At 46.4% G+C, this 23390-nt stretch carries 17 protein-coding genes and 3 pseudogenes; 11 read left to right on the forward strand and 9 right to left on the reverse strand.

The features are described from left to right. Positions 1-829: 829 nt before the first annotated feature. Entirely contained in the window at positions 830-2149 is a 1320-nt protein-coding gene (locus Xhom_RS17655) for a dicarboxylate/amino acid:cation symporter (RefSeq protein ID WP_069315535.1), read from the reverse strand. A 318-nt stretch (positions 2150-2467) separates the two neighbouring features. Then, positions 2468-2878, reverse strand: a complete 411-nt coding sequence (locus Xhom_RS17660; protein WP_069315536.1) for a hypothetical protein — start codon at positions 2876-2878, stop codon at positions 2468-2470. 459 nt (positions 2879-3337) lie between these two features. Here Xhom_RS17660 and Xhom_RS17665 point away from each other — a divergent pair, with 459 nt between their 5' ends. Both Xhom_RS17665 and cbrC read left to right on the forward strand, forming a co-directional pair. Then, the gene (locus Xhom_RS17665; RefSeq protein ID WP_069315537.1) at positions 3338-4204 is read left to right on the forward strand and encodes a DUF817 domain-containing protein; all 867 of its coding nucleotides are present in this window, start codon (positions 3338-3340) and stop codon (positions 4202-4204) included. 119 nt (positions 4205-4323) lie between these two features. Beyond that, positions 4324-4911, forward strand: a complete 588-nt coding sequence (cbrC, locus tag Xhom_RS17670) for a PF03691 family colicin E2 tolerance protein CbrC (RefSeq protein ID WP_069315538.1) — start codon at positions 4324-4326, stop codon at positions 4909-4911. 174 nt (positions 4912-5085) lie between these two features. On the opposite strand, the gene Xhom_RS37030 is transcribed toward cbrC, so the two are convergent. The 6 genes and pseudogenes from Xhom_RS37030 to Xhom_RS17690 form a co-directional block, all read right to left on the reverse strand. Beyond that, complete coding sequence (locus Xhom_RS37030; protein WP_232326262.1) at positions 5086-5193, reverse strand: hypothetical protein; 108 nt, start codon at positions 5191-5193, stop codon at positions 5086-5088. A gap of 115 nt (positions 5194-5308) precedes the next feature. Next, a complete protein-coding gene (locus tag Xhom_RS37035; protein WP_232326264.1) occupies positions 5309-5461 on the reverse strand; it encodes a hypothetical protein in 153 nt (50 codons plus the stop codon). Positions 5462-5559: 98 nt separating this feature from the next. Next, positions 5560-6036 carry a DUF6882 domain-containing protein gene (locus Xhom_RS17680; RefSeq protein WP_069315539.1) on the reverse strand — a complete coding sequence of 159 codons (477 nt, stop codon included), beginning with the start codon at positions 6034-6036 and terminating at the stop codon, positions 5560-5562. Positions 6037-6083: 47 nt separating this feature from the next. After that, positions 6084-6236: pseudogene (locus Xhom_RS33735) on the reverse strand (IS110 family transposase); the annotation flags it as partial. Further along, positions 6231-6398, reverse strand: a pseudogene (locus tag Xhom_RS33740) (IS110 family transposase); the annotation flags it as partial. The pseudogenes Xhom_RS33740 and Xhom_RS33735, both read right to left, overlap by 6 nt. A 64-nt stretch (positions 6399-6462) precedes the next feature. Then, entirely contained in the window at positions 6463-6690 is a 228-nt protein-coding gene (locus Xhom_RS17690; protein ID WP_069315541.1) for a hypothetical protein, read from the reverse strand. A 459-nt stretch (positions 6691-7149) separates the two neighbouring features. On the opposite strand from Xhom_RS17690, the gene Xhom_RS17695 reads away from it, so the two are divergent. From Xhom_RS17695 to Xhom_RS17730, 8 genes are all read left to right on the forward strand, one after another. Next, positions 7150-8580: a gamma-aminobutyraldehyde dehydrogenase gene (locus tag Xhom_RS17695; protein ID WP_069315542.1), complete on the forward strand. Its 1431-nt coding sequence runs from the start codon at positions 7150-7152 to the stop codon at positions 8578-8580. A gap of 15 nt (positions 8581-8595) precedes the next feature. After that, positions 8596-9369 carry a nuclear transport factor 2 family protein gene (locus tag Xhom_RS17700; protein WP_069315543.1) on the forward strand — a complete coding sequence of 258 codons (774 nt, stop codon included), beginning with the start codon at positions 8596-8598 and terminating at the stop codon, positions 9367-9369. Between the two features lie 70 nt (positions 9370-9439). Further along, the gene (locus Xhom_RS17705; RefSeq protein ID WP_069315544.1) at positions 9440-10177 is read left to right on the forward strand and encodes a FadR/GntR family transcriptional regulator; all 738 of its coding nucleotides are present in this window, start codon (positions 9440-9442) and stop codon (positions 10175-10177) included. A 54-nt stretch (positions 10178-10231) separates the two neighbouring features. Continuing rightward, entirely contained in the window at positions 10232-10984 is a 753-nt protein-coding gene (locus Xhom_RS17710; protein WP_069315545.1) for a cache domain-containing protein, read from the forward strand. A gap of 36 nt (positions 10985-11020) precedes the next feature. Then, the gene (locus tag Xhom_RS17715) at positions 11021-12307 is read left to right on the forward strand and encodes a 4-aminobutyrate--2-oxoglutarate transaminase (RefSeq protein ID WP_069315546.1); all 1287 of its coding nucleotides are present in this window, start codon (positions 11021-11023) and stop codon (positions 12305-12307) included. A 49-nt stretch (positions 12308-12356) separates the two neighbouring features. Further along, a complete protein-coding gene (locus Xhom_RS17720; RefSeq protein ID WP_069315547.1) occupies positions 12357-12755 on the forward strand; it encodes a DUF805 domain-containing protein in 399 nt (132 codons plus the stop codon). A gap of 25 nt (positions 12756-12780) precedes the next feature. Next, positions 12781-14322 (forward strand): NAD(P)/FAD-dependent oxidoreductase, encoded by a 1542-nt coding sequence (locus Xhom_RS17725; protein WP_069315548.1) that lies wholly within the window; start codon positions 12781-12783, stop codon positions 14320-14322. 762 nt (positions 14323-15084) lie between these two features. Continuing rightward, a complete protein-coding gene (locus Xhom_RS17730; RefSeq protein ID WP_069315549.1) occupies positions 15085-15327 on the forward strand; it encodes a hypothetical protein in 243 nt (80 codons plus the stop codon). On the opposite strand, the pseudogene Xhom_RS37040 reads toward Xhom_RS17730, so the two are convergent. Next, a pseudogene (locus Xhom_RS37040) lies at positions 15299-15493 on the reverse strand (group II intron reverse transcriptase/maturase); the annotation flags it as partial. The gene Xhom_RS17730 and the pseudogene Xhom_RS37040 overlap by 29 nt on opposite strands. A gap of 670 nt (positions 15494-16163) precedes the next feature. Between Xhom_RS37040 and Xhom_RS17735 the strand changes: the two are divergent. Further along, positions 16164-23378 (forward strand): TcdA/TcdB pore-forming domain-containing protein, encoded by a 7215-nt coding sequence (locus Xhom_RS17735; RefSeq protein WP_069315550.1) that lies wholly within the window; start codon positions 16164-16166, stop codon positions 23376-23378. Positions 23379-23390: the final 12 nt, after the last annotated feature.

Consider the following 23390-nt stretch of genomic DNA (forward strand, 5'->3'; position numbering starts at 1 on the left):
TTGTATTATGTATTAAAATACAGCAAAGAAAATTAAGTTATGATCACCTTTCTGGTATAAATCACCCAGTTGATGATGAATGGATGTTGATTTGGGCTGGAATTGAGTGTTGTTTATAAAACGATATGACGTTTGTTTTGAAGTTGGATTTGAAGAGGTAAACGTTAAATTTTTTTAAATAGCTTGGATTAAATACATTCATGAATGTACTTTTTTTGCAAGCAATGCTTGGATAGACAATAATATTAGAAGAGTGAATTAAAGTGTTTTTGTATTCTTGCAGACATGAGTGATATCCACAGAGAAGATATTGTATATAATAACTGTTCATCATAATTTTGCATAACCTCTATCAGTAACAGCAAGGACACAACAACGGTTATGACCAAATACCCATAAAAAATGCAACATTTATGTAAATTAATTTACATGTTAATAATGTTGCATCATAATTAATATCATGTCAATAACTACTGGAGAGTGTTGAAGTTTTGTGAATGGAATTTGAACAAAATACTCGTTTGATATAATCACTTGCGACCGCATTTAATATGCAATGCCCGTGTAGTATCACAGATACCTGTTCTTTATTTTGAAAAAAATGAGTACAAAGTACTCAATATACATCGGGAACAACACCTTGAATATAAGACTATCCGCTCAGTATTGGGTCAAGTCAAAGTGGATAGCCAATCTAATGAGATCGGCTATCCCTGAATTGCTGCAACGACAACGGCTGGTATTTTCCGGGTGTCTGGTCACATTTGATGCGAAGGCTGTCAGAAAGCGGTTGCCCTGATCAGAGTGAAATAGCCCAACGGGCTGGTGTTCATACGTCCAGTCTCTCCTGTGCAACGGAATTTTTTTGTATTGAATTTTGCATATCGCCATTTAAAGCCAAGTGCATTTTTTCCTTATCTAACGCATTTTCCCAGCGAGCGACAACAATGCTGGCGCAGGCGTTGCCAACTAAATTGGTCAATGCGCGACATTCAGACATAAATCGGTCGATACCTAAAATAAGCGCCATTCCGGCTACAGGTACACTTGGAACAACCGATAAAGTTGCAGCAAGAGTAATAAAACCTGCGCCGGTGACTCCCGCAGCACCTTTTGAACTTATCATGGCAATTAATAATAAAGAAATTTGTTCTGCGATACTCAAATTAATGTTGGTTGCCTGAGCAATAAACAGTGCAGCCATTGTCATATAAATATTAGTACCATCAAGATTAAATGAATAACCTGTAGGAATAACTAATCCAACAACAGATTTCTCACAGCCTGCATTTTCCATTTTACTCATCAGGCTAGGCAAAGCGGCTTCAGAAGAGGAAGTGCCTAATACTAACCATAATTCATCTTTAATATATTTAATTAATCGAATAATGGAAAACCCATTATATTTAGCAACGGCACCAAGAACAATAAGAACAAAAAGTAATGATGTAATGTAAAAAGTGGCAATTAACGTGATTAAATTGCCAATGGATGAAATGCCATATTTACCGATGGTAAATGCCATTGCACCAAATGCACCAATAGGAGACAATTTCATTAACATACTCACCATCTTAAAAACAACTTCTGAAAGATTTTGAAAAAATAGTAGTATAGGTTCCCCTTTTTTGCCTATTGACGCTAAAGCAAGGCCGAAAATAATAGAAATAAACAGTACTTGAAGAATATTACCATTTACAAGCGGGCTGACAACCGTGTCAGGTATGATATCCATAAGAAAACCGACGATAGATGACTCGTGAGCTTTCTCTACATAGCCTATGACTTTACTGCTGTCCAGCGAGGCAGGTAAGATATTCAGGCCATCACCGGGACGAATGATATTTGCGACAATCAAACCAATAACTAAAGCAAGAGTTGAAAATGTGAGAAAATATGTCATGGCTTTCCCGACAACCCTACCAACTGCTTTCATATTATTCATGCTTGCTATGCCTGTTACTACAGTCAGAAAAATAACAGGAGCAATAATCATTTTTACAATCTTGATGAAAGCATCACCTAATGGTCTTAGTGATTCACCAATATCTGGATAAAAATGACCAAGAGTTATACCGAATAAAATTGCAACAATCACTTGAACGTAAAGGATTTTATATAAAGATTTTTTCTTTAAATGATTAGACATAGAAATTCCTGTTATTAACAATTTGATTTATATCCTTCATCTTCCAAGTTACCTTTTTGTTTACACCTCGGCTTATCGCTTCAATGTAACTCAAAATCTATTGGGGATGATATTACGACCACTATTATTTGTAATATATTACCCGGTGCGTCGTAAAGCTCTGTCTTTCAGAAAGGACCACAAAAAACCACCATTATCAATTAAGAGCTGTGTTGATCTTATTCCCTCTCGCTTAATGATCGGGAACCTGTTGTATGGATAATAAAAGGGTGTAGTTCGCTCAGAGAACTTGAACGTCCGGCAGATGACGGAATCGTGCTACGTGTTCTCATTATTTTCTTCTGACTCAGGAAGCGATTTTACGAGAAAAAAGGCGGTAAGAGTGGAATTTACTTTGCGTGCCATGGCGTATAACTTATCAAGGGCAGTTGCCTTGTCTTCACTTATAGCTTGCGAATAATCGACTTTGCTACCCAACTCGTTAATTTGATGTATTGTATCATCTTTAATCTGGTCTTTTAGAGGTGCCAATGCAATAGTAAGTGACTCTTTACGATTACTGTTCTTCAAGAAAGAAAACTGTTTGTTTTTTTCTTCATCAGACAAATTTTCTTGCCAACGCTGCTGAGAAATTCGCACCGCATCTCTCATCAGTGCTTCATGTTCTTCTATTTCGCCGTAACCCCATTGTAATAATTTCTCAATATTTTCCTCAGTGTCATCTCCCATTTGGGATGTGGCTAATGAATCAATTACTTGTTTTACAACATATTATACAAATTCGCTATGGGTTGAAAAGTAACTGCGCAAAATTATCTTTGCATCTTCTGCTTCATTAGCAATCTCTTCAGGAGAAGGAACTCCCGTGGAAGGTGGACAAAATGAAAAGGTATCTATCACGCTATTTACAAATAATTTCTCAATACTGTATCCAGAATCTTTATAACAGGATAGTTTACTACTCCCCATTTTATAGATCTAATTTTTATGAGAAATGATGAAATGTGGTATAGCCGATGAATTCAGGGATATAAAGAGTTAACGCGTCATACGTATATCCGGATGTGCTTAACTGGAGTTATTCAATAGATGCTGGTGAATGGTTACTTAAATCCTGCTAGAATTCGCGGCGTGAAATAGGCATTATCGTAGTGAATTGACAATAAATAACACCAACAGGTTAATTAAATGGAAAGTAGGTGCCAGAAACTGAATGTGCTGCGTAAAGTTGATAATTTTTTAATGTCTCATAAGCCCAATAACAGCACAGGTGTTAAGCGATTTATTTTAGAGTTTCTTTTCTTTGGATTGATTAATGCACGCTCGTGCTTATTTGCCGGTTTCTTTTTTTTGGCTTTATTTTTGGTTCCAGCAAAAGGCATCGTGGGCATACCACGTTATGATGTACTATTAGTATTTGCAGTGACCTTTCAAGCATTACTAATACGATTAAAACTCGAAACATGGGATGAATTGAAAGCGATTTGCGTCTTCCACTTAGTCGGTTTTATGATGGAGCTATTTAAGACATCAGCATCTATTAGTTCATGGCAATATCCTGATGCTGCGTTTACCAAGCTTTGGAGAGTCCCACTATTTACAGGTTTTATGTATGCGGCTGTGGGGAGCTACATTATACAGTCATGGCGCTTTTTTAAGGTACGCATTGAGCATTACCCACCATATTGGATGGCAACACTGGTGGCACTGGCAATTTATATCAACTTCTTTAGTCATCATTATATTGATGATTATCGCTGGTACTTAACTGCTTTTATTTTCGGTTTGTATGCACGTGGTACTGTTTTTTATACGCCGTTGGATAGAGAATGCAGAATGCCACTATTACTTGCTTTTATATTGATTGGTTTTTTTATTTGGTTGGCGGAAAACTTCGGTACCTTCTTTGGGATCTGGCAATACCCGAATCAATTAGGTGCTTGGTCTGTTGTTCATGCAGGAAAATGGGGGGCATGGTCATTATTGGTGGTTGTTACCTTTACGATTGTAGTTCACCTTAAACATATCAAAGCGAATGTGGCAATTGCTCGTTAATTTAGTAATGTTACTTTTTTCTCATTTAGAAATGTCCCTTTTTCATGCATAACAGTATGAAACGATATCATCATAAAGGGCGTAAGGATCTAAATATATGACCCGCGAAAGGAGCAAATATGGCACCGAATAAAAAAGCATTACCTGTTTTTAAATATCACCCAGATCCCATAGGAACAGGGGCATTTTCTACCGATAAAACCGTTAACTGTGATTGCTGCCATCAACCGACTGATATTTATTATGAACACCCATTTTTTTCTGTCGATGATATCGATGCCTTATGCCCTTGGTGTATTGCGGATGGATCTGCCAGTAAGAAATTTGATGGTGAATTTCAAGATAGTACCAGTGTAGAAGGCCTCGACTATGAATATGATGAAAGCGGTGAATTTTCAGGCACAAAGAATCCGTATCCCTCAGAAATGTTTAATGAACTTGTCACAAAAACGCCGGGGTACAGTGGTTGGCAACAAGAGCTTTGGCTAGCACATTGCAATGAACCTTGTGCATTTATCGGTTATGTGGGTTGGGATGAAATAAAAGATAGGCTTGATGAATTCGTTTCTCTAGAAAACGATATCGCAGAGTATGGTTTTTCAATTGACGATCTTTCCCGTTGCCTACGTAATAACGGTGATTGTCAGGGATATCTATTCCACTGCCTCCACTGCGGCAAACTACGCCTGTGTTTTGATTTCAACTAATAGCACAATGTTTATCTATCCGGATTTGATGGGGTGTCTTACCACCCCATATCATCGTTTTTATTCATTCATTAATCGAACAATCTGCTCCGCCAATTCAGGTGTTGCGGCAGTTAACAAGCTTGAAAAACAGCGATAACACGCATCGAGATCACTGTACAACATCCAGCCTCCCTATCCTTGAGCAACATATACGATAGTTGAGATAGTTGGAAAGCTAATCACACCGACATCAGGTTCACCGTTTTCAACATAAGCGATTAATGCACTAAGTAATGGCACATCATAAATAAACGCTCGCGTGCCATCAATCGGATCAATGATCTAACCTGACTCAAAAGTTTCGCTTCCTGCGAGATCAAACTCTTCATCAAGGATAGGCACTCCGGGGCTACGTTTAGTAAATAGTTCGCAATTTAGTTTCAACACGTAAATCCGTTTGTGTGACAACCGAACGGTCTGGATTGTAATCAAACGCTCCCGCACCTTGAAAAGCATCAACTGTCATAGTTTTTAATGATTTCACGGCTTCAAGTGCAATCGCTAGCATAGACTTTCGCCTCCTGTATGAGGCATAACATGAGCTGCTAGTATAACAGACAAAGAAGAGATAGTGTCTTACGCAGCGAAGAGTAAGGCTCTGTTTTGCTAATTTTCTTGGTGGAGAGAAACTTCACCAAACGTCATAAAAATCAACGTACTTCCGGCAACACCACGATAAACACCCTGCTGGCTATTGAGTTCACAAGCTAACGCCGCCAACTGCCACGCTTCGTTTTCATCCATTTCACTGACATGCTCGGTCAATAAAACATTGCTATAGCGCTCACCATAAGCCTGTACAGTTAATGCATCCTTCGTCAGAGATTTTTTTATCGAACTATTTGCCCAGCCCCACATCCAGCTCCCCTGATTTTGGTCGTAAGTGCCCACAATCTGCACTGGTGCCATTGCCACTATATTATCTGGAGCATGAAAAATGATGGTACCCTCATCTTGATCGACAGACCAACTCGCTTCATCTAGCTTCCAATTATCACAGTGGAACTGACTTTTATGTTGTAATGCGTTCATGCTACGTTCAATTAGCGCATCATAGGACATTTGTTCAAGTTCATTATTCATTAAATGTATTCCTTGTAGTGTAAAAGCAACTGCCTTGAACGATATTTTTATGAGGTAATTTTATAGTACGATTCATCCCACTCCTCGTTTTTTTTGACCATGGCATTTAGGATAGTGAGAAGCTTACACATACAGGCAACGAGTGCCACTTTTTTCGGCTTCCCGACAGTCAGAAGACGGTTGTAGAATATCTTTATCACCTCTGCCATCTGAGGCAGCACTTTGGCATCAATGCGGTCGGTCTTTGCCAGATACCCCATGGCACGAGCAAAATCACGGGCTTGTTTGGGATTGATGACAACGACATCAAAAACTTCAACTTGAAGCACACAAGAGATAGCCACTTCCAGCCCATCGGTTGCCGTATTTATAGTAATCGGATTGCAAGATACAAGGACGATGAGGGTCATAATAGTTATTCAAGTATTAGGTGATATCTCTTACCACTTTATAGATATCGCGGTACCCCTCTGGAGGAACCCATTCATTCTTCAAACTGCGAAACAGCCGCTTCATTGGCTTCTTTGAATGCCCTGTAGAAAATAAGCCACCCTCAATACAACGGGTTTCCAACGCATTGTTCAATGCGCTGCACATCAGATCCGCATCCGGTGAGGATGACATCGCCATGCCAACAACACGGTAGGTAAACAAGTCTATTACCACCGCAAGATAGCACCATATCGTATTAGGGCATACAGGAGCGAAATGTCGCCGAAAAATATTTGGTGATGCTCTATTTTCTAGGGTTCTTCTATAGGCCCTCCTTTAGGCGAAGTGTATTTGGCCAATAGGACGTTTGGGCTTTAAGGCCTAAATAACTGGAAAATTCACAATCGATAAGTTTATTTACAACAGTGCAGTACTAGGACCCGGACTGAGCCAGTGAGTTTGTTCGTACTATCGGCCTGTAAAATATGAAATCTTCGATCCTTCTCACAAATTTGCATATTTTTTCTGATGGGAAAGCTATAGAAAAGCTGAAAGTTGCATGTATGTATCTAACCTTTCTTGTTTTTTTACATTTTTGATACAAATTTGACGATAATGAAACCATTAAATATATTAAATAATAGGTTATATTTTATGCATTCAATCCATCAGGAGGTAACCATGTCGGTGCCAACGCTTAGGCATTTCATTAATGGCCAGTACATTGAATCTAAAGGTTCTGAATATTTTGATCTGGTAAGCCCGGTCACTGGTGAATCTTATGCGCGTTCTCCTAACGCGACCGAGGCGGATGTTGATGATGCTTATGCATCGGCTAAAGAGGCGTTTAAAATATGGGGGCGCAGTACACCCTCGGAACGTCAGCAGGCGTTGCTAGCGCTGGCTGATACGGTGGAAAAAAACGCTGAACGTTTGATTGAGTCACAAAGCCGCAATACAGGGCAACTCAAGCACCTGATTGCCTCTGAGGAGATTGCGACGTCGGTGGATCATATCCGCTTCTTCGCTGGTGCGGCTCGTTTTTTGGAAGGTAAGGCTACAGCTGAATATCTTTCTGGTATGACTACCAGTATCCGGCGTGAACCGCTGGGCGTGGTAGGGCAGGTTACCCCATGGAACTATCCGTTGATGATGGCGGTATGGAAGATAGCGCCTGCTCTGGCAGCAGGTAATACTGTGGTGCTTAAACCGAGCGATACTACACCGGAGAGTACTCTGTTACTGGCTGAACTGTCTGCTCCGTTCTTCCCTGTCGGCACCTTTAACGTGGTGCTGGGTAATGCCAGCGCGGGTGCCCTGGTTGTTTCACACAAAACGCCGGCTATGGTTTCCATCACGGGTTCCGTACGTGCGGGTTTGCAGGTTGCGTCTTCGGCGGCGGCTAATCTCACCAGAGCGCATCTGGAGTTGGGTGGCAAGGCTCCAGTAGTTGTTTTTTCCGATGCAGATATCGACAAAGCGGTGGAGACCATTGCTACCGCGGGGTACTTCAATTCTGGTCAGGACTGCACGGCAGCTTCACGTGTGCTGGTGCATGAATCTGTTCACGATATCTTTGTCACTAAACTGGTGGCGGCAGCTAAAGCTACCCGTTTTGGCGATCCAGAAGATAAAGAAGCGCTGTATGGGCCGCTTAATAATGTTTGCCAGCTGGAGCAAGTCAAAGGGTTCATTGCGCGCCTGCCCGCTCATGCCCGTATCGACACAGGGGGCCGTCAAGCTGATCGTTCGGGGTATTATTTTGAACCTACGGTGATTACTGGTCTGGAGCAATACGATGAAATGATTCAGACCGAGATTTTTGGCCCTGTTATTACAGTGCAGAAGTTCTTAACAGAACAGGATGCTATCGAGAAAGCTAACGATGTGAAATACGGGTTGGCTTCGAGTGTCTGGACCCGCGACCATGGTCGCGCGTTGCGTCTGTCTCGTGAGCTTGATTTTGGAACTGTCTGGATTAATACCCATATTCCTCTTACGGCAGAGGCACCGCATGGCGGCTTCAAGAACTCTGGATACGGTAAGGATCTGTCGTCTTATGGTTTCGATGAATATACGCGTATCAAACACGTGATGAGTTCTAACGACTGATACAGGACACCCATAATGAATCAAAATAGATCTGCACGTGACCTGGTGTCACGTGCTCACCACGAGCTGTTTACTGACCGTGATGTGGGGGCACTTGAACGTTATTTTGTGCCGAATTTCATTGAACATTCCCCGTTGGTCAAAGATGGTCTTGCCGGACTGCGTGAGTTGGTTCAGACACATCCTAAACTACACCATGAACCGTATCGTGTACTACAGGACGGTGACTTAGTTGCTATCCACGGCCGTTTTACGGGGTTAGACGATCAGCCGTTGGTCGGTTTCGATCTATACCGGGTTGCTGATGGTTTAATCGTGGAGCACTGGGATGGCTTAGTGCCGCAGTCCGCGCCCAATGCCAGTGACCGAACTCAGTTAGACGGTCCGACTGAAACGGGTCATAACCATGATAGGGAGAAAAACCGCGAACTGGTGGTTAACTTTTTCACGCGTACCCTGATCGAAGGACACTATGATGAGTTTAGAAACTACACCAATGGTGAAGAGTTTCGCCAGCACAGCCCCGATATTCCTGATGGTACGGTTGCAGTCGTTGCATTTCTTAAGCAACTCAAGGATGAAGGACGGGGCCTGCATTATGCAAAAATCCATCGTACAGTAGCCGATGGGCAATTTGTTCTGAGTCATTCGGAGGGGAGTATTGCCGGAGTACGTCACAGCTATTTTGAGCTATGGCGTGTCGAGAACGGCAAAGTGGCTGAGCTTTGGGATGCTATCACCCCAGTACCGGAGGATGAGCAAGCACTGCATCGCCACGGTATTTTTTAGCGTTGTTTGTAGACATGTAAAGTTTGCAGGCATGCTGAAATACCGTGTCATTTCAACCAGGAATTAGAGAATGACAGCATATTCTATCGTCTACGCATCGCTCGATCAGGCTACCCGGACCGAACAGGTTGTGGAACGTTTAAGTAACGCGATCATCTCCGGGATATTACAAACGGATGAGCAGTTACCTAACGAAAATGAGCTGTCTCGGCTGTTGGGTGTGTCACCGGTAACTGTTCGTGACGCCTTGAACACACTGCGCGCTAGGCAGTTGATCGAGACTCGACGCGGACGTCATGGCGGTAGTTTTGTGTGTCAAGTTTCCGTTGAGACAATGCAGAAATATCACCCGTTACGACTGATAGCCTCAGGTGAACTGGCTGATTTCAGCGAGTTTCACTGTGCAGTGATTGGTCACAGCGCGAGGCTTGCGGCTCAACGTTCAACGCCGGGTGAACTGAAAAAACTTGAGCAACTGATTGACAGCTTTACGGCTGCGACACAACCGGATGCCCGTATACAGACAGATATGCGCTGTTTGTTAACTTTAGCATCCCAAGCACAGTCGGCTAGGCTTGCCAATCAGGAGCTGGAGATTCAGGCCGAATGGGTGCCTTTGATGGGGTTTTTGTACAGAGAGACTACCATTCACAGCGAGGTTGCTGCTGCTTGGCATACACTCCTGGCTGCTTTGTATAAGGGTGATGACCTAGCCTGTTACCAGATGGCGCAGAAGATGATTATCCGAATTACCGATCACCTGCTTGAATGCAAATTGCGTATGGATGCTGATGCGCCATTCTTGTAGAGGTCTGATCGCGAGTAACGCGGCTGCATTCATCCCAGAAAAGGGGGAAGGCATATGTACAACGACATACACGTAGAACGGGCTAAGAGCATCTTAGACGATATTCTGGTCACGGCGCAGCAGGCCACTGCAGCTCTAGCGGATAAGACAGCGCATATTTTATTGGAGCTGCCATTATATCATATGGAAGGTATCCGCTTGGCGCAGGAGCAGCGCGGTGCATTGCAAAAACATATCCACGATGTACTGCGTAACAACGCTTGGTGTAACGGGGCGGGATTTGCCAGCTATGCAGTAACGAAGACGGTTGGAGAAGAGGGAGGTTACTGGACGTTGGAGTGGTGGCGTCAGGAAAGGAATACCATTCAGTATGCGAAGCTGGAACACAATCAGGAGCAGCGCAGACACCTGGATTTCCGATTATTTGAGTGGTTCCGGCAGCCAGCTAGCCGTCACCTTCCTGTTATCGACGGCCCCTATGTGGATTATGTCTGCAACGGCGCCTACACGATTACGATAGCCCATCCGGTGCTTATCGGTGAAAAATTTGCTGGTGTTGCGGCGGTGGATATTCTGGTCTCAACGCTGGATCGGTTACTTCTGCCAGCTCTGGGCGCTATCGGTAAGCCAGCATTAATTATTAATGACGATGCGCGTGTCGTGACTTCAACAGTGCCGGGTGTTCGTTCAGGTTCGCTATTGAAGAGCCAGGACGTTAACTGGTCGGCCGATGGTGAAGTACCTTCACTGCGCTTGGTGATCCTACCGTCATCACATACGGAATCACACAGGGCGTTTGTCTGCTGAAGCCCACTTATTCAGATTGCTGAGGAGTTTTTACTTATGACTGAGTCAATGTTAGCTAAAAGGCGCAGCGAGGCTATCGCAAAAGGTGTTGGCGTGACCACACAAGTTTATGTTGAGCGTGCGGAAAATGCTGAAATCTGGGATGCTCAGGGGCAACGCTATATTGATTTTTCCGCCGGTATCGCTGTGGTGAATACCGGTCACTGCCACCCGCGTGTTATTGCCGCAGCCAGAGATCAGATGGAGAAGTTTCTCCATACCTGTCATCAGGTAGTGCCTTATGAAAATTATATAGCACTAGCCGAACGACTGAACCGTCTGGTGCCCGGTAATTTTGTAAAGAAGACCGTTTTTGTTACCACCGGGGCTGAGGCAGTAGAAAATGCCGTGAAGATCGCGCGTGCGGCTACCGGGCGCAGCGGCGTGGTGGCTTTCAGCGGCGCTTTTCATGGACGTACCTTCCTCGGTATGTCATTAACCGGCAAAGTCGCGCCGTACAAAATGGGGTTCGGCCCGCTGGTTAACGACGTTTACCGTGTCCCGTTTCCGGTAGAACTGCACGGTATCAGCGTGGAACAGACGCTGAATGCACTGGAGAATCTCTTCAAAACCGAGATTGAGCCCACACGCGTCGCCGCCATCATCATCGAACCGGTACAGGGCGAAGGCGGTTTCTATCCTGCGCCTTCCGAACTGCTCAAATCCCTACGCGAAATTGCCGATCGCTACGGTATTGTATTCATTGCCGATGAGATACAGACGGGTTTCGCGCGTACGGGAAAATTGTTTGCTATGGAACATCATGAGGTTGTGGCTGATCTGACCACAATGGCAAAAGGTCTGGCAGGGGGATTGCCGCTGGCGGCTGTAACGGGACGAGCAGAGTTGATGGACTCTGTGGTGCCGGGTGGTTTGGGGGGAACCTATGGAGGTAACCCGGTGGCGATTGCGGCTAGCCACGCAGTGCTGGATGTGATCGAAGAAGAGAAGCTGGCTACGCGTGCGACGCAGTTGGGGGAGCGGTTAAAACACTGTCTGCATGGGCTGCGGCCACGTGTCCCGCAGATCGCCGACGTGCGTGGGCTTGGGCTAATGATTGCGGTGGAGTTTAACCGTGCAGACAGTCAGGAACCCGATGCCGGTTTTACCAATACTGTGCGTCAGAAAGCGCTAGAGCGAGGCCTCATTCTGTTGACGTGCGGTGTACACGGTAACGTGATCCGTTTTCTTCCACCGCTGACCATACAAAATGATATTTTTGACGAGGCGCTTAACATTCTGGAATCTGTGCTGCTCGATCTGAACTGTAAAGAAGGAAAGTAATGGCTGGGAGTTCTTTACTGGCTCTGTTGGTTCATAAGAGAGGACAACAATGCACTGGTATTTAAATGTATTAAAGAACTATACCTGCTTCAGAGGGCGAGCCCAGTGTAAGGAGTTCTGGTATTTCGTTCTGTTTCAGATCCTGGCTGTTCTCATCATTTCTTTTCTGGAAAGGTTGTTTGCTGTTGCCAATCCTGAAATTTATATGGGGTGGTTCAGCGCTATCTATCTGCTGCTCACATTTCTGCCGGCTCTGGCGGTAAATGCCCGTCGCCTGCACGATATCAACTGTAGCGCCTGGTGGTTACTGTTACATCTTATCCCGTTTGTCGGCACTGTTATCTTATTGATTCTCGCCGCTCTGAAAGGGCAGGCGGGCAGCAATAAATACAGTTCAGAGAACCGGACTCACTCACAGGGAAATACCCCGGGTCAGGTTAACGGGTAATTTCCGGTCACAAAGGAGTGCTGAAATGGCAATGAACAGACGAGATTTTATCTCTACTGCCGCGACCCTCGCAGGGGCAGGAGTACTTTCATCTATACTTCCCACGACATCTCTGCTTGCCCGGACCTTAACTGCGGTCGATACTTCGACCGTTAATATTGACCAACTCCGGCCAACGCTGTTGCAGGATGCACAGTACAGAGCCAGCCGGTTGGGGTTGGACCCGCGCATCTGGAATTGGCATAGAGACGTGGCTACCAACGCCATGCCCGCCAACTATTATGAGGCTTCCCTGGCTGATTGGCCGGCTTTTGGCAGTTTTTCTAGAGACCAGAGCTGTGAGGTTGTAGTTATTGGTGGCGGGTTGCTGGGGGCTTCCACTGCGCTGCATCTTGCTGAAGCGGGCATGGATGTGATTCTGGTTGAAAAGGATAACATTGGTTCGGGAGCCTCTGGTCGTAATGGTGGGCAGATGACCCCCGGAATTGCCCGCTGGGAAGCTGGAACCATACTGGAAAAATTTTCACCCGATGAGGCCAAACGTTTATGGCGTTTTGCATCGGTTGAAGCGATGAATCTTGTGGATGAACTCCGCGAGCGTTACGGTTTTGAATGTGATCGCAAATATGGTCATATTACGGCAGCGATACACCCAGGTCATATGGGGCCATTGGTAGCTAATGCCGATGCCCGGCGCCAGCTGGGAGATATGGCGGTGAAGGTTATTGGGCCACACGAATTACAGGAAGAATATGTGCGTTCGAGTATCTATCATGGTGCCAATATAGACAGTATCGGTGGGCAGGTTCAGCCTCTGGCGCTGCTGCGAGGCCTAGTTTATGGCTTTACCAGACTGGGTGGACGAGTCTATGACAGAACGAAAGTGCAGAGCATCAGGCAGGATGCCAACAGCACGGTCATAGAAACTGAGCGGGGAGTTATCAGGGCGAGTAAAGCCGTTGTACTGGGGGTACATGGCTCCACCGATGAGTTTATCTCCGGCCCTTCCACTACAGTGCCTTTTTTCACCTATGTGGCGGTAACTCCGCCGTTGCCAGTGGATATCCAAGAGCTAATCCCGTCAGATCTGCCAGTCTACGATACACAGTTACAGATAGACTATTATCGCGCGGTGCGTGACAACCGCCTGTTGTTCGGTGGACAGGGTACTGGCAACTCCTGGTCACCGCGTGATGTGAACAATTATTTGCTTGAGCGTATCAGAACCGTGTTCCCTCATCTGGAAAAAACCGAGCTGGAATACTCTTGGGGTGGGATCAGCGATCTAACCCTGAACGGTGCCACCGATGCCCGCAAAAGCGGTGACAGCATCCCTGTATATATGGTACATGGCTGGAGCGGTCATGGAGTGGCGCAGACTGTACGCATTGGCAAAGCCATCAGCGACGATCTCACCGGACGCAATCACGACTTTACTATGCTTACCCGCATCGACCACGCGAGTATTCCGTTGGGCTCCTATCTCTCTCCGGTAGCTATCCCATTGATTAAAGGCGCTCTGGGAGTGGTAAGTACACTTAATCCGACAGAAATGGTTTCGTTCTGAATGGCTGGTTTCATTAGCCGAGAAGTCGTTATTATGCTCTTCACTACCTTAAAGAAATTTTCCATAGAAAACCGGAGAAAAACGTCGGGGCCTGCTGTGGCGGGCATTATTCGCATCGAACAAGGTTAGGAATGAACTTCGTCACACGACATTTCGCGTTGGTAGCAGCGCGGCCGCAAAGGATAGAGGTGCAGCTCCCTGACGGGAACGTCCCTGATTCACTGCCCGGTACAACCGGGCTTTAAGGTCGCCTTGTTTCGCTGCTCCCACCGCGAGTCGGGTTAGCCCCGATTATCCCAAATGATGATAAACACCAGTGCTAACAGACTGGCATAATTTCGTATTTTATTGTAATTACAAGAAAATATTTAATTCTGGCAAATACGTTTTCCACCCAGTGTCAGTAATGATATTCATAGCAGAGTGACTCACTATCATGAAACTCGGCTTTTTCACTTGAAAAGTGTAAAAAATTAATCCTGACACGACCACCAATAAAAAGCCTGATGCACTACGGTGCTTTGAATGGAAAGAGGTATCCAGAATACCGTCCAGCATGGCCGAAGCTACGTACTCAAAGGGTAAATATATCGAATCATTATGCCGTTCAAATTTCCCTCATAAGACGTTAATAGGCCTTAGAGTATTTTTTTCAGGAAGTTTAATCATGATCAGCTCAAATATGCAGCTTTGAGCTTTGGGATGGTTGTTTTAATTCTAAAGAAATTAATTTCTTAGTGATATGGGGTGAGTAGTATGTAATTGTGGGATAACTGTCTGAAAGACATTATTAAATGGGCAGAGAATGCAGTCAACGTTCAAGCACTGATTCAAACGGGTTCTCTGACTCGAAAAGACAATTCCAGTGATGATCTCTCTGGACGTCTGGAGCGGGAAGTTGCCCAATATCTTGGCTTCGATTATTCGCAGGAATGTGAAATTCGTATAACCGAACTGAACCGGAAGATTTTGTCACAGCATGCGCTTTCGTTCCTTTTACAATAATGACGAAATTATCTGCACAGCGGCAGTAAGCCACCGAAAAGCACCACTGCCAGTCACCTTTAATAGCTAGTTTACGCCCAATTTTGATACTGTTGTTATGATATCAACGTGCTTTATTGCATAGGTAATATCGCACCAGATACTGGTCGAACTCATGGAGCATGATGCGAACCCGTAACGTCCTTCTCTTTTTGTCAGCGGCAAGACAACTGTAAAAGCCTTTGATTACCGGATTAAAACAGGCCGCTACTAGCGTGGTCATGTGCTACTAGCAAATCAACTTATTAATTTTAAAGGTAAAATTATCAAAAATATCAATTGATAATGATTGTTATTTTTGATAATGCTTATCAAATGCTATATTAGTATCTTTAAGTTATCTTCACTAGTGGAAATTTTATGCGGTCGTGTATTTATTTAATGCAGTCTATTCGCTGATAGGCTCTCTTAATAAGGGGAAATACACGCCCTGCGAGAGAAGCTTTTGACTTAAGTCTTCTGATATTAATGTAGATTATTACCATTTTTCTAACACATTTTCTTTCAGCAACATGAGAATGGAATCACGTGATGGGGCATAGCAAATTGAAATCTTATGTTGCTTCGCCTCGTATGCTCCTCATAGACGAGCATCTTCTCTGCGAGATTCTGATTTTTTCTCCCTGATGTTGTAACTGTTCGCCTTACAATGAACTTTCTGCCAGGTTATGGGCCTTGCAGATGAAGGATTGCTGTGGGTTCAGGCGATCAGATTAACTCATCATGACCATATTTGAAGTGTTATAACCCGTAAAGACCGTCAGTAGGACAGTAGGATTTTTTTAAGGATAATTATCATGCCCAATAATAGCTATCAATCGCTGCTTGTGTCCGCGCAGGCAACCCTTAAAGAGATGCAGCGCAAACCGGATATCAAGGCGTTGCTCCAGTCTATCAAGCAAGGGTTTAGTGAAAGTGGTCACAGGTGGACTCCTGAACTGCTCAAAAAGCATAAAGTGTTGTCAAAGACGCTGGAAAAGAATGCTTATATACGCTATAGCAATGACAGGCCGATTGGTGTCAGTGGACTCGATGAAGGTGAGCAACAGTTATTTGTCAGTTATGTCAAAGCACTGTCGGCTCGTACCTCGACGGTCGATATCTTGGTACAAGGCAACGAGAAGACAGCTTTATCTGCTCAAACCGATACCGCTCTGGGCGGTGCTGACGCCTTCCGAGTGATTCCCAAGGATTTCAAGCAACGTCATGGTACCCGAGCCAAGATTGGTGCAAGGCTAACTATCAATGTTGACAAGGCTCATTTCAACTCACTTGCCAATGCGTTGACCCAATTGTTCAACGATGATAATCGTGGCTGGCTGGAGCAGGCCAAAATTATGGGCCCGAAAAATTTGGGCCGCCGTACCGACCAAGCCGTGATCTACCTATCCAGCGCAGGTGTTGAACACGCCCATGCTATCGGCAATAAGCTCAGTGAATTGTTACCGGCGACAGCCTTTATCGAACATACTCCGACTGGCATGTATCGCGTAGGCAAAGGCATTGCCTATTCTGAAACGGTTGAAGGTGAATCGAGTAGTCATGGTCAATCCCGAGCACAGTTGATAGCGGTAGCAGGCACAGAATCTTTGCTCACCAATACTTCGATCGAGAGAACTCTGCCGCGCACCTTGCAGGAGCGCGGGTATGATATCCAAAACCCAGCATTACTCGCACAATCGATACGGGATAGTGAACTCAAGGGTGGGCTAGTGCCTATGAGTGGTAGAACCGAATCCCGTCAGGGCAGCAACGATATTCAACAGTTTGCCATCGATCCTGAATTGTTTGCTAAATCCAATACTATCAGTGTCGAGATATTGGCCAGAGCAGGGCGACTCCCGGCAGAGGGACGTGCCCAGTTGGTGAAGATTAAGAACGGCTTATACGAGGTCGAATACTCTGCTCAAAGCACGAATGATATTGCTGAGGGAGGCGCTAGCAGCGTACCTGCGTATTTCCTCGGTTATAACGGTGCAAATCAGTCCAATACGTTGCCAGCCTATGTGGATATTCCTAAGCATGCGGTTCCAGGAAGTTTTCTGTTTACTGGGTCATTGTCGGGATGTTCGATTGTGGTGACCAACCTTGATGCTAATACTTACCGAGTCTACCACGACGGTCGGGTCAATAGTTCGCTGCTGTATGACAATGTGGTCATGGCAGTGGACTATCAGGATTATCAGATAGCAGGCACCGCTGAAGGTCTCGCTGCAGCGTACATGCAATACGTTAATGATGAATGGCAGTTGGTGTTCCAGCGCCAGGAATATCAGCGAGACGGCCACATGATCTGGCCGAAGTTGCGCAATGGTGAGGAATCAATATCGATTAAGGTTGCTGATAGCCAAATGGCTGAGCGTAACCAAGCCCAATTTACAACTTACCGTGAAAATATTCATCAAAAACTCAAAAAGATCGCTACTCAGTTCGGAGTATCAATCGAAGGGATCTCTGATGGTGTTTACGAAGCGGGAGAGTTTTCTCCTCATCATCCGGCGATTGCTGCGTGGCTTGAGCTACGAGATAAGGTTCAAGCCGAGATCACGGCAGACATTCAGCAGTTGACGGACCGACGAAGAGAACTCTATCAGACCCAGGGCAGCATCAGAGACCGTTCTCAGCTTACCCTGATTGATCAACAGATAAAGCAGATCAATATCACGCTGGAGTTCTACAAGGAACAATACGATTCAGTTTTGCGTGAAGTGTTCTCCGTCGAACAAAGCTGGTTATGGCAGCAGATCAAGTCCAAGGACGGTATAGATGCAGTGTTGCGGATTAATGATACCTCTATCCAAGGAGGCGGTCGGGAACGCGAGCGTAACTTGGGCGAGCGTTATGCTATTGCTGAAGCTTATCAGCAAGGCGAACAGAGTACCGAGTTTACTGATGGCCTGCATAACTTCCAAGATATCAGCATCCCAGGTTTTAATGACAGGATGTCGGCCTTAGAGATGAAAAGCCTGTTTTTTGACAACCAGCTTACCCCTAAACAGCGGGGGGCCTTGAGTGGTCGCATCACTGAAGCCAGTCGGGCTGAATACATCGACAAAGTATTGAAGCAGACAGCGGTGTTCAGTGAGGATTTTCAGCGTGCTGGTAGCAGCTTCAGTCATTTGGTACCACAAGATTTTTATCTGTCATTGATCGGAGATGTGTCTGGTGGCCGTTGTTATCCCTTAGTCAGGGCCATGGCTGTGGCGCTGGCCAGCAATGGCGAGGCAGGTATCAACAGTCTGGTGGAAAAACTCTTCTTGGCCGCTGCTGCTCCTCAGGAAGGCAGTTCTACATTGTTAAAAAACAGTTTGGCAAGATTGCACTCCAATGTTGAGGCCGTGCAGGCGTCAACGGTGCGGGGTCAGGTTACGTTGCCTGAGGTTGTTTCCTTGTTAGAGGGCACAACCGGGACCTCGGTGTTCGCTCTCAATACCCGAAATCATTCGATGATGGTGGGATGTACTGCCGGAAATGAAGGTCGTCGTTACTATTTCTATGACCCAAATGTCGGGATTTTTGCATTCGACGATTCGACCAGTTTCTCCAGTGCCATGAATAAACATTTGGTGAAGCGCAATATGGCTGTTCACTATGGCTCGCTTGGTAGTAAGTCGGTCCCTGCCTTTAATTTGGTAGAGATCGATCCTGAGAAGATGGCAAGGGTACCTGTGGGCAATGGTTTGGATGTCGCTGACTTAACCCGTCCCGATGAACTGGCCACCGTCATAGAGCAACGGCAGTGGGTCAAACAAACGGTTAATGCCCAGGTGAAAATTGCTGAGGATGCCCAGTTACACACTGCATTGGCTACTTTCGATGCTGAGAAATGGGGAGCAAAATTCGATGAAGCGATGACAAAGCTTGCTCAGGAAAATAAGCTTGGTCAGCACTGGATGCCCGTGATTGGCAATACCGAGGATCAGGGTGAAGGCCGCTACAGCGTCCAATTCATCAATCGTGATCACCCTGAGGAGATTCATTGGGTGAGCAGCAACGATGCCACTTTTGTCGAGTTCCGCCGTTTCATTGATGAACATATGTTCACTCTGAATCAGCATTTCACCCTCGAACGCGGTCAGATACGGCCCAAAGGTGGTGTCAGCGAGGTAGCTTCGGTTGATGGGCTGAATGCAGGGTTTGCGGTACAGACGCTGATCCAGTGGTTTGCCGACAAGAACCGCCACGATGCTGCAAATGGAATAACTTCGCTTGATCTGGCTACCGCACTCAAAATCCACAGTTACCTTAATTATGCTCAAATGGTTCACAGTGGCGTGAATGACGTAACCAAAGTTACCGAGTTGGTGCGCACGGCATTGCGTGGCGAAGTGCTGGTCGCTGAAACTTCGCTCAAAGGATATTCTTCAGCTTTGGCTCATACCGTCAACGAAGGTATCGGTGTGCTTTTTGGTGGGGCCGCTGTTGTGTTGGATGCCTATGAACTGGCTCATGCCGAAACTGAGACACAGAAGGCCGTGTTCGGAACCCAATTGGCGTTCGATTCAGCCAGCTTCGTCACTGGTACTGCCGGAATAGGTGCTGGGCTGATTGGCGCCTCGACGACTGCGGCTGTACTCGGTGGGGCTGGAGTGATTCTTGGTGGGCTTGCGGTGGGCTTTACGGCGCTGGCTCAAGCCTTTGGTGCGGTCGCTGAGGATGCCAAAGCGGTGGGGCGTTACTTTGATATGCTTGACAAGGCTTACAAAGGTAATGGCTATCGTTATGACAGAGAGAAGGGAGTATTGGTACCTCTGGCCGGCGCTGTGATCAAAACCCTTGATTTGCGCAATAGTCAGATCGATTTCGACAGTCAATACATTTATCGCACCCATTCAGGCTCTACCGGTTCTGGGGAAATCAATTATTTCTTCTGGATCGGCGATTTTCCAAAGATGGTACATGACCGTAAACAAGCAATTGAGGTACGCAGCGGAATTGGTTACAAGGATGCTTCTCATAGACTCGACCACAGCGACAGCAATGTGCTGATTCTGCCGGGAACACCCAAATCCTTTATCAAGTATGAATACATGCAGCTCCCTGGCGCAACTATGCGTCACGATACTGGCTTTGATGTCATTCGCAGGCTCGAAGAAGACAAGCGGTTTGACTACGACTTCTACATCTTCCCAGGTGAAGTTACTATCCGTAGGATTCATCAGGAGTATGTGGCGACACCGATCGAAGTGGTGCTAGACCAGCACAGCAGGAAACTTATAGTGCCTGAGCTCCCCAAGGAGCTGCATGGATACCTGCATTATGAGATCAAAGGTGCAGGAGGCGAGTACCTGATCGGGCTGAATGAAGGTACCAGCGTGAAGCTTACGAGTGACGTTCCCAACCCGGATGGTAGTGGCAATATACCGTCGCGCTGGATCATTGATAGCAGCCAGCTTTCCAGCGATACCATCAAAGTTTCGGAGAAACAACTGGAAGTCGGTGGGGTGGTAGTCGAGCTCGACCCGATTCAGAATGGACGGGTGCTGGTGGTCAATAGCAAGGGCGATGTACATGAAGTTGACTTCTCTAACCAAAAAGCTCTGGTGGTAAGCGAAGATGCAAGTAAGTGGCAAGTGCCCGGTCAGAAAATTGAGCAGCATCTGAGTGATCTGGCTAAAGCACATCAGTTGCACGGGCAGTATGTGGTAGTAGAAAACTATAGCCACAACGATCGTGATGTTGGTCGGGCTTTCTATGATGTGACTAAAAAGCGGATGCTGTTCACCGACACTACCCACGAACAGGCCAAACATGCTCAACTGGGTGCTGTGATGGGCGACCAAGCCTATTTCTACGATGCCGACAACGCGGTGGCGTGGCGGGTAGACATTGCTACCGGACAGGTCGATGCGCAGTTTGAACCATGGTTCAACACGAATGAGGGCCAGATCAGTCGGCTATGGCAAGAGGGGGATGCAGTCTACCTTGCACGCCGTTACCAGCTGAATGGGAGAAAAGCTGAGTTGGGCTATCGGATCATCGGTGACCGAATGGAGTTGGTCAGTGCGGTGGGTGATGATGCGTTGCTTCAACTTTCGGCACGCACCAGCCAGCATGGTGATAAGCTCAAATCCATACTTCAAGGCTACGAGAACAATACGCCCCAGCGTGAGACACCGACATATACGTTGGGTACACGGCTGATCCGGCCGACCAGTGCCGAACTGGTCACCGTGTTCGGTAAGGATGCAGCTGGCGTGGCGCATCGCTACTGGATACGTACCAACGATGGTACGTTGATTAAGCCGAATCTGGCCCCCCCAGAGGATCAGACCTTGCATTTTGAGGAGCACGAACAGACCCGTAGTGCTTGGCAGATCCCGGCTGACCTCGTGTTAGCGGGCAGCATTACCCGCCCCGCCAATACAGAAGTGTTCTTTTTCTACAGCAAAGAGCAAAAGGTTCTGTTCCGTCAGGAAGGTTCGGGTCAGGCTGTTCTCGATGCCAACCATCCCAGTGCATTGCGCGTCAACACTCCAGCATTGGCCAACGTGGTCAACCTGAACGGTAGTTTGCTCGCCATCACCGAGGATGGGCGTGTGGCCCAGATCGATGCGTTGGGGCAACTCAGCTACGAAGCAGTCAACGAGCATTGGCTCAAGGGTCGGCCTCTCTGGTGGCAGGATCTGGCCAGCGTCACAGATAGCAGAGCCACTCTGGCAGTATTTGGGGTCAAGGGTTCTGATGGCAAGAGTCTGCTGCCAGTGTGGTACCACAACGGTAAGGTGGTAGTGGCTTCGGCGGCACTACAGGGTAAATCGCTTCAGTTTTTGGGATTTGAAGCGGATGGCGCCTCTGCACGGCTATTCGAGGCCGAAAGCGGTAAGCTGTATCACCAGCCAACCATGACCGAGAATGCGTTGGCCGCTGCCTTTGGTACTGACCAAGTGCTTAGCGCCTCGGCACAACTTCCTACTGCCAGTGAGTTGACACCAGGGTTGTCTTTCAAGGAAGTGCAACAAGTTGATGTCGGTATGCGCCTGATTACAGTCGGGGGTGAGATTCTGTTGCGAACGAATAATGGCAAGTTGCAGTTAGCTGGTGTTGACAAAGATTGGTTGCAGCACCATTTTTACAAAGAATGGCTACGAGACGATATGGTTCTTCTGTCACGGGAGCTTACTGAACTCGCTGATCAGTGGCAGGCTAAAGGGGTACTGACCTTGCAGGATGACAATATGCGAAGCTGGTTCGATGTTAGCAGTGGTCAGATATTTTCAAATAATGAAATCCCTGTCTCGGACAAGCTGCGTTTCGTGGGGACCAATGCAGAAGAAAAGACGGCGTATATATATGACCAGACGACTCAGGCGCTGTATAAGAGCGATGGCGGTAAGGCAATAATACTTAATCATTTCATCGGATTGGATCGCATCAATTCGTCTCTGTTAGTTCAAGGAGGGAAGGCCAATGACACTCTGACTCTACCGATCATTGACGGTGTTGATAGTTTGGTGCTGTATGGCGGGGCTAATAACGATACCTATCGACTCAGTAAGGAGATGTGGACCCACTATCGTACGGTTATCATCGATAATGAGGATCCGAGCCAAGCCTTGGATCGCTTGATCCTACCGATAGCCAAGCCTGAGAGCATTTTGGTGAGTCGGCGCAATGATGACCTGATGTTGACCGACTCCGACAACGGAACGGCTTTAGTGGTACGCCAGGTATTTGGTAGCCAGGCCAAGAATCATCAACATCTGCATATCAATCTGAAGGGAGCTTTGTCGGCAATTGACGTAGAGCACTTAGTCAAGAATGTTAGCAAACAGAGTGACACCGATAGGATGTTGATGGATTTATCCTGGGCCAGTAGGCGATCAAACATGACGGCCCATTCAGTTACCACTGCCTCAAAGGTTGAAGAGCTGAGTCTGGCGAATCTGATTGGGGCCATGGCCTCATTCCCTGATACTGGCAGTGCCTACGGGCACTTGCCGCAAGGTTTTGCGCCTGCTAAGGCCGAACAGCCGTTTTTGATACCTGATTCTACTCCTGTCATAAAGTAACTACGAGAAACA

The organism is Xenorhabdus hominickii (assembly GCF_002632725.1).
In the GTDB taxonomy this organism is placed as follows: domain Bacteria; phylum Pseudomonadota; class Gammaproteobacteria; order Enterobacterales; family Enterobacteriaceae; genus Xenorhabdus; species Xenorhabdus hominickii.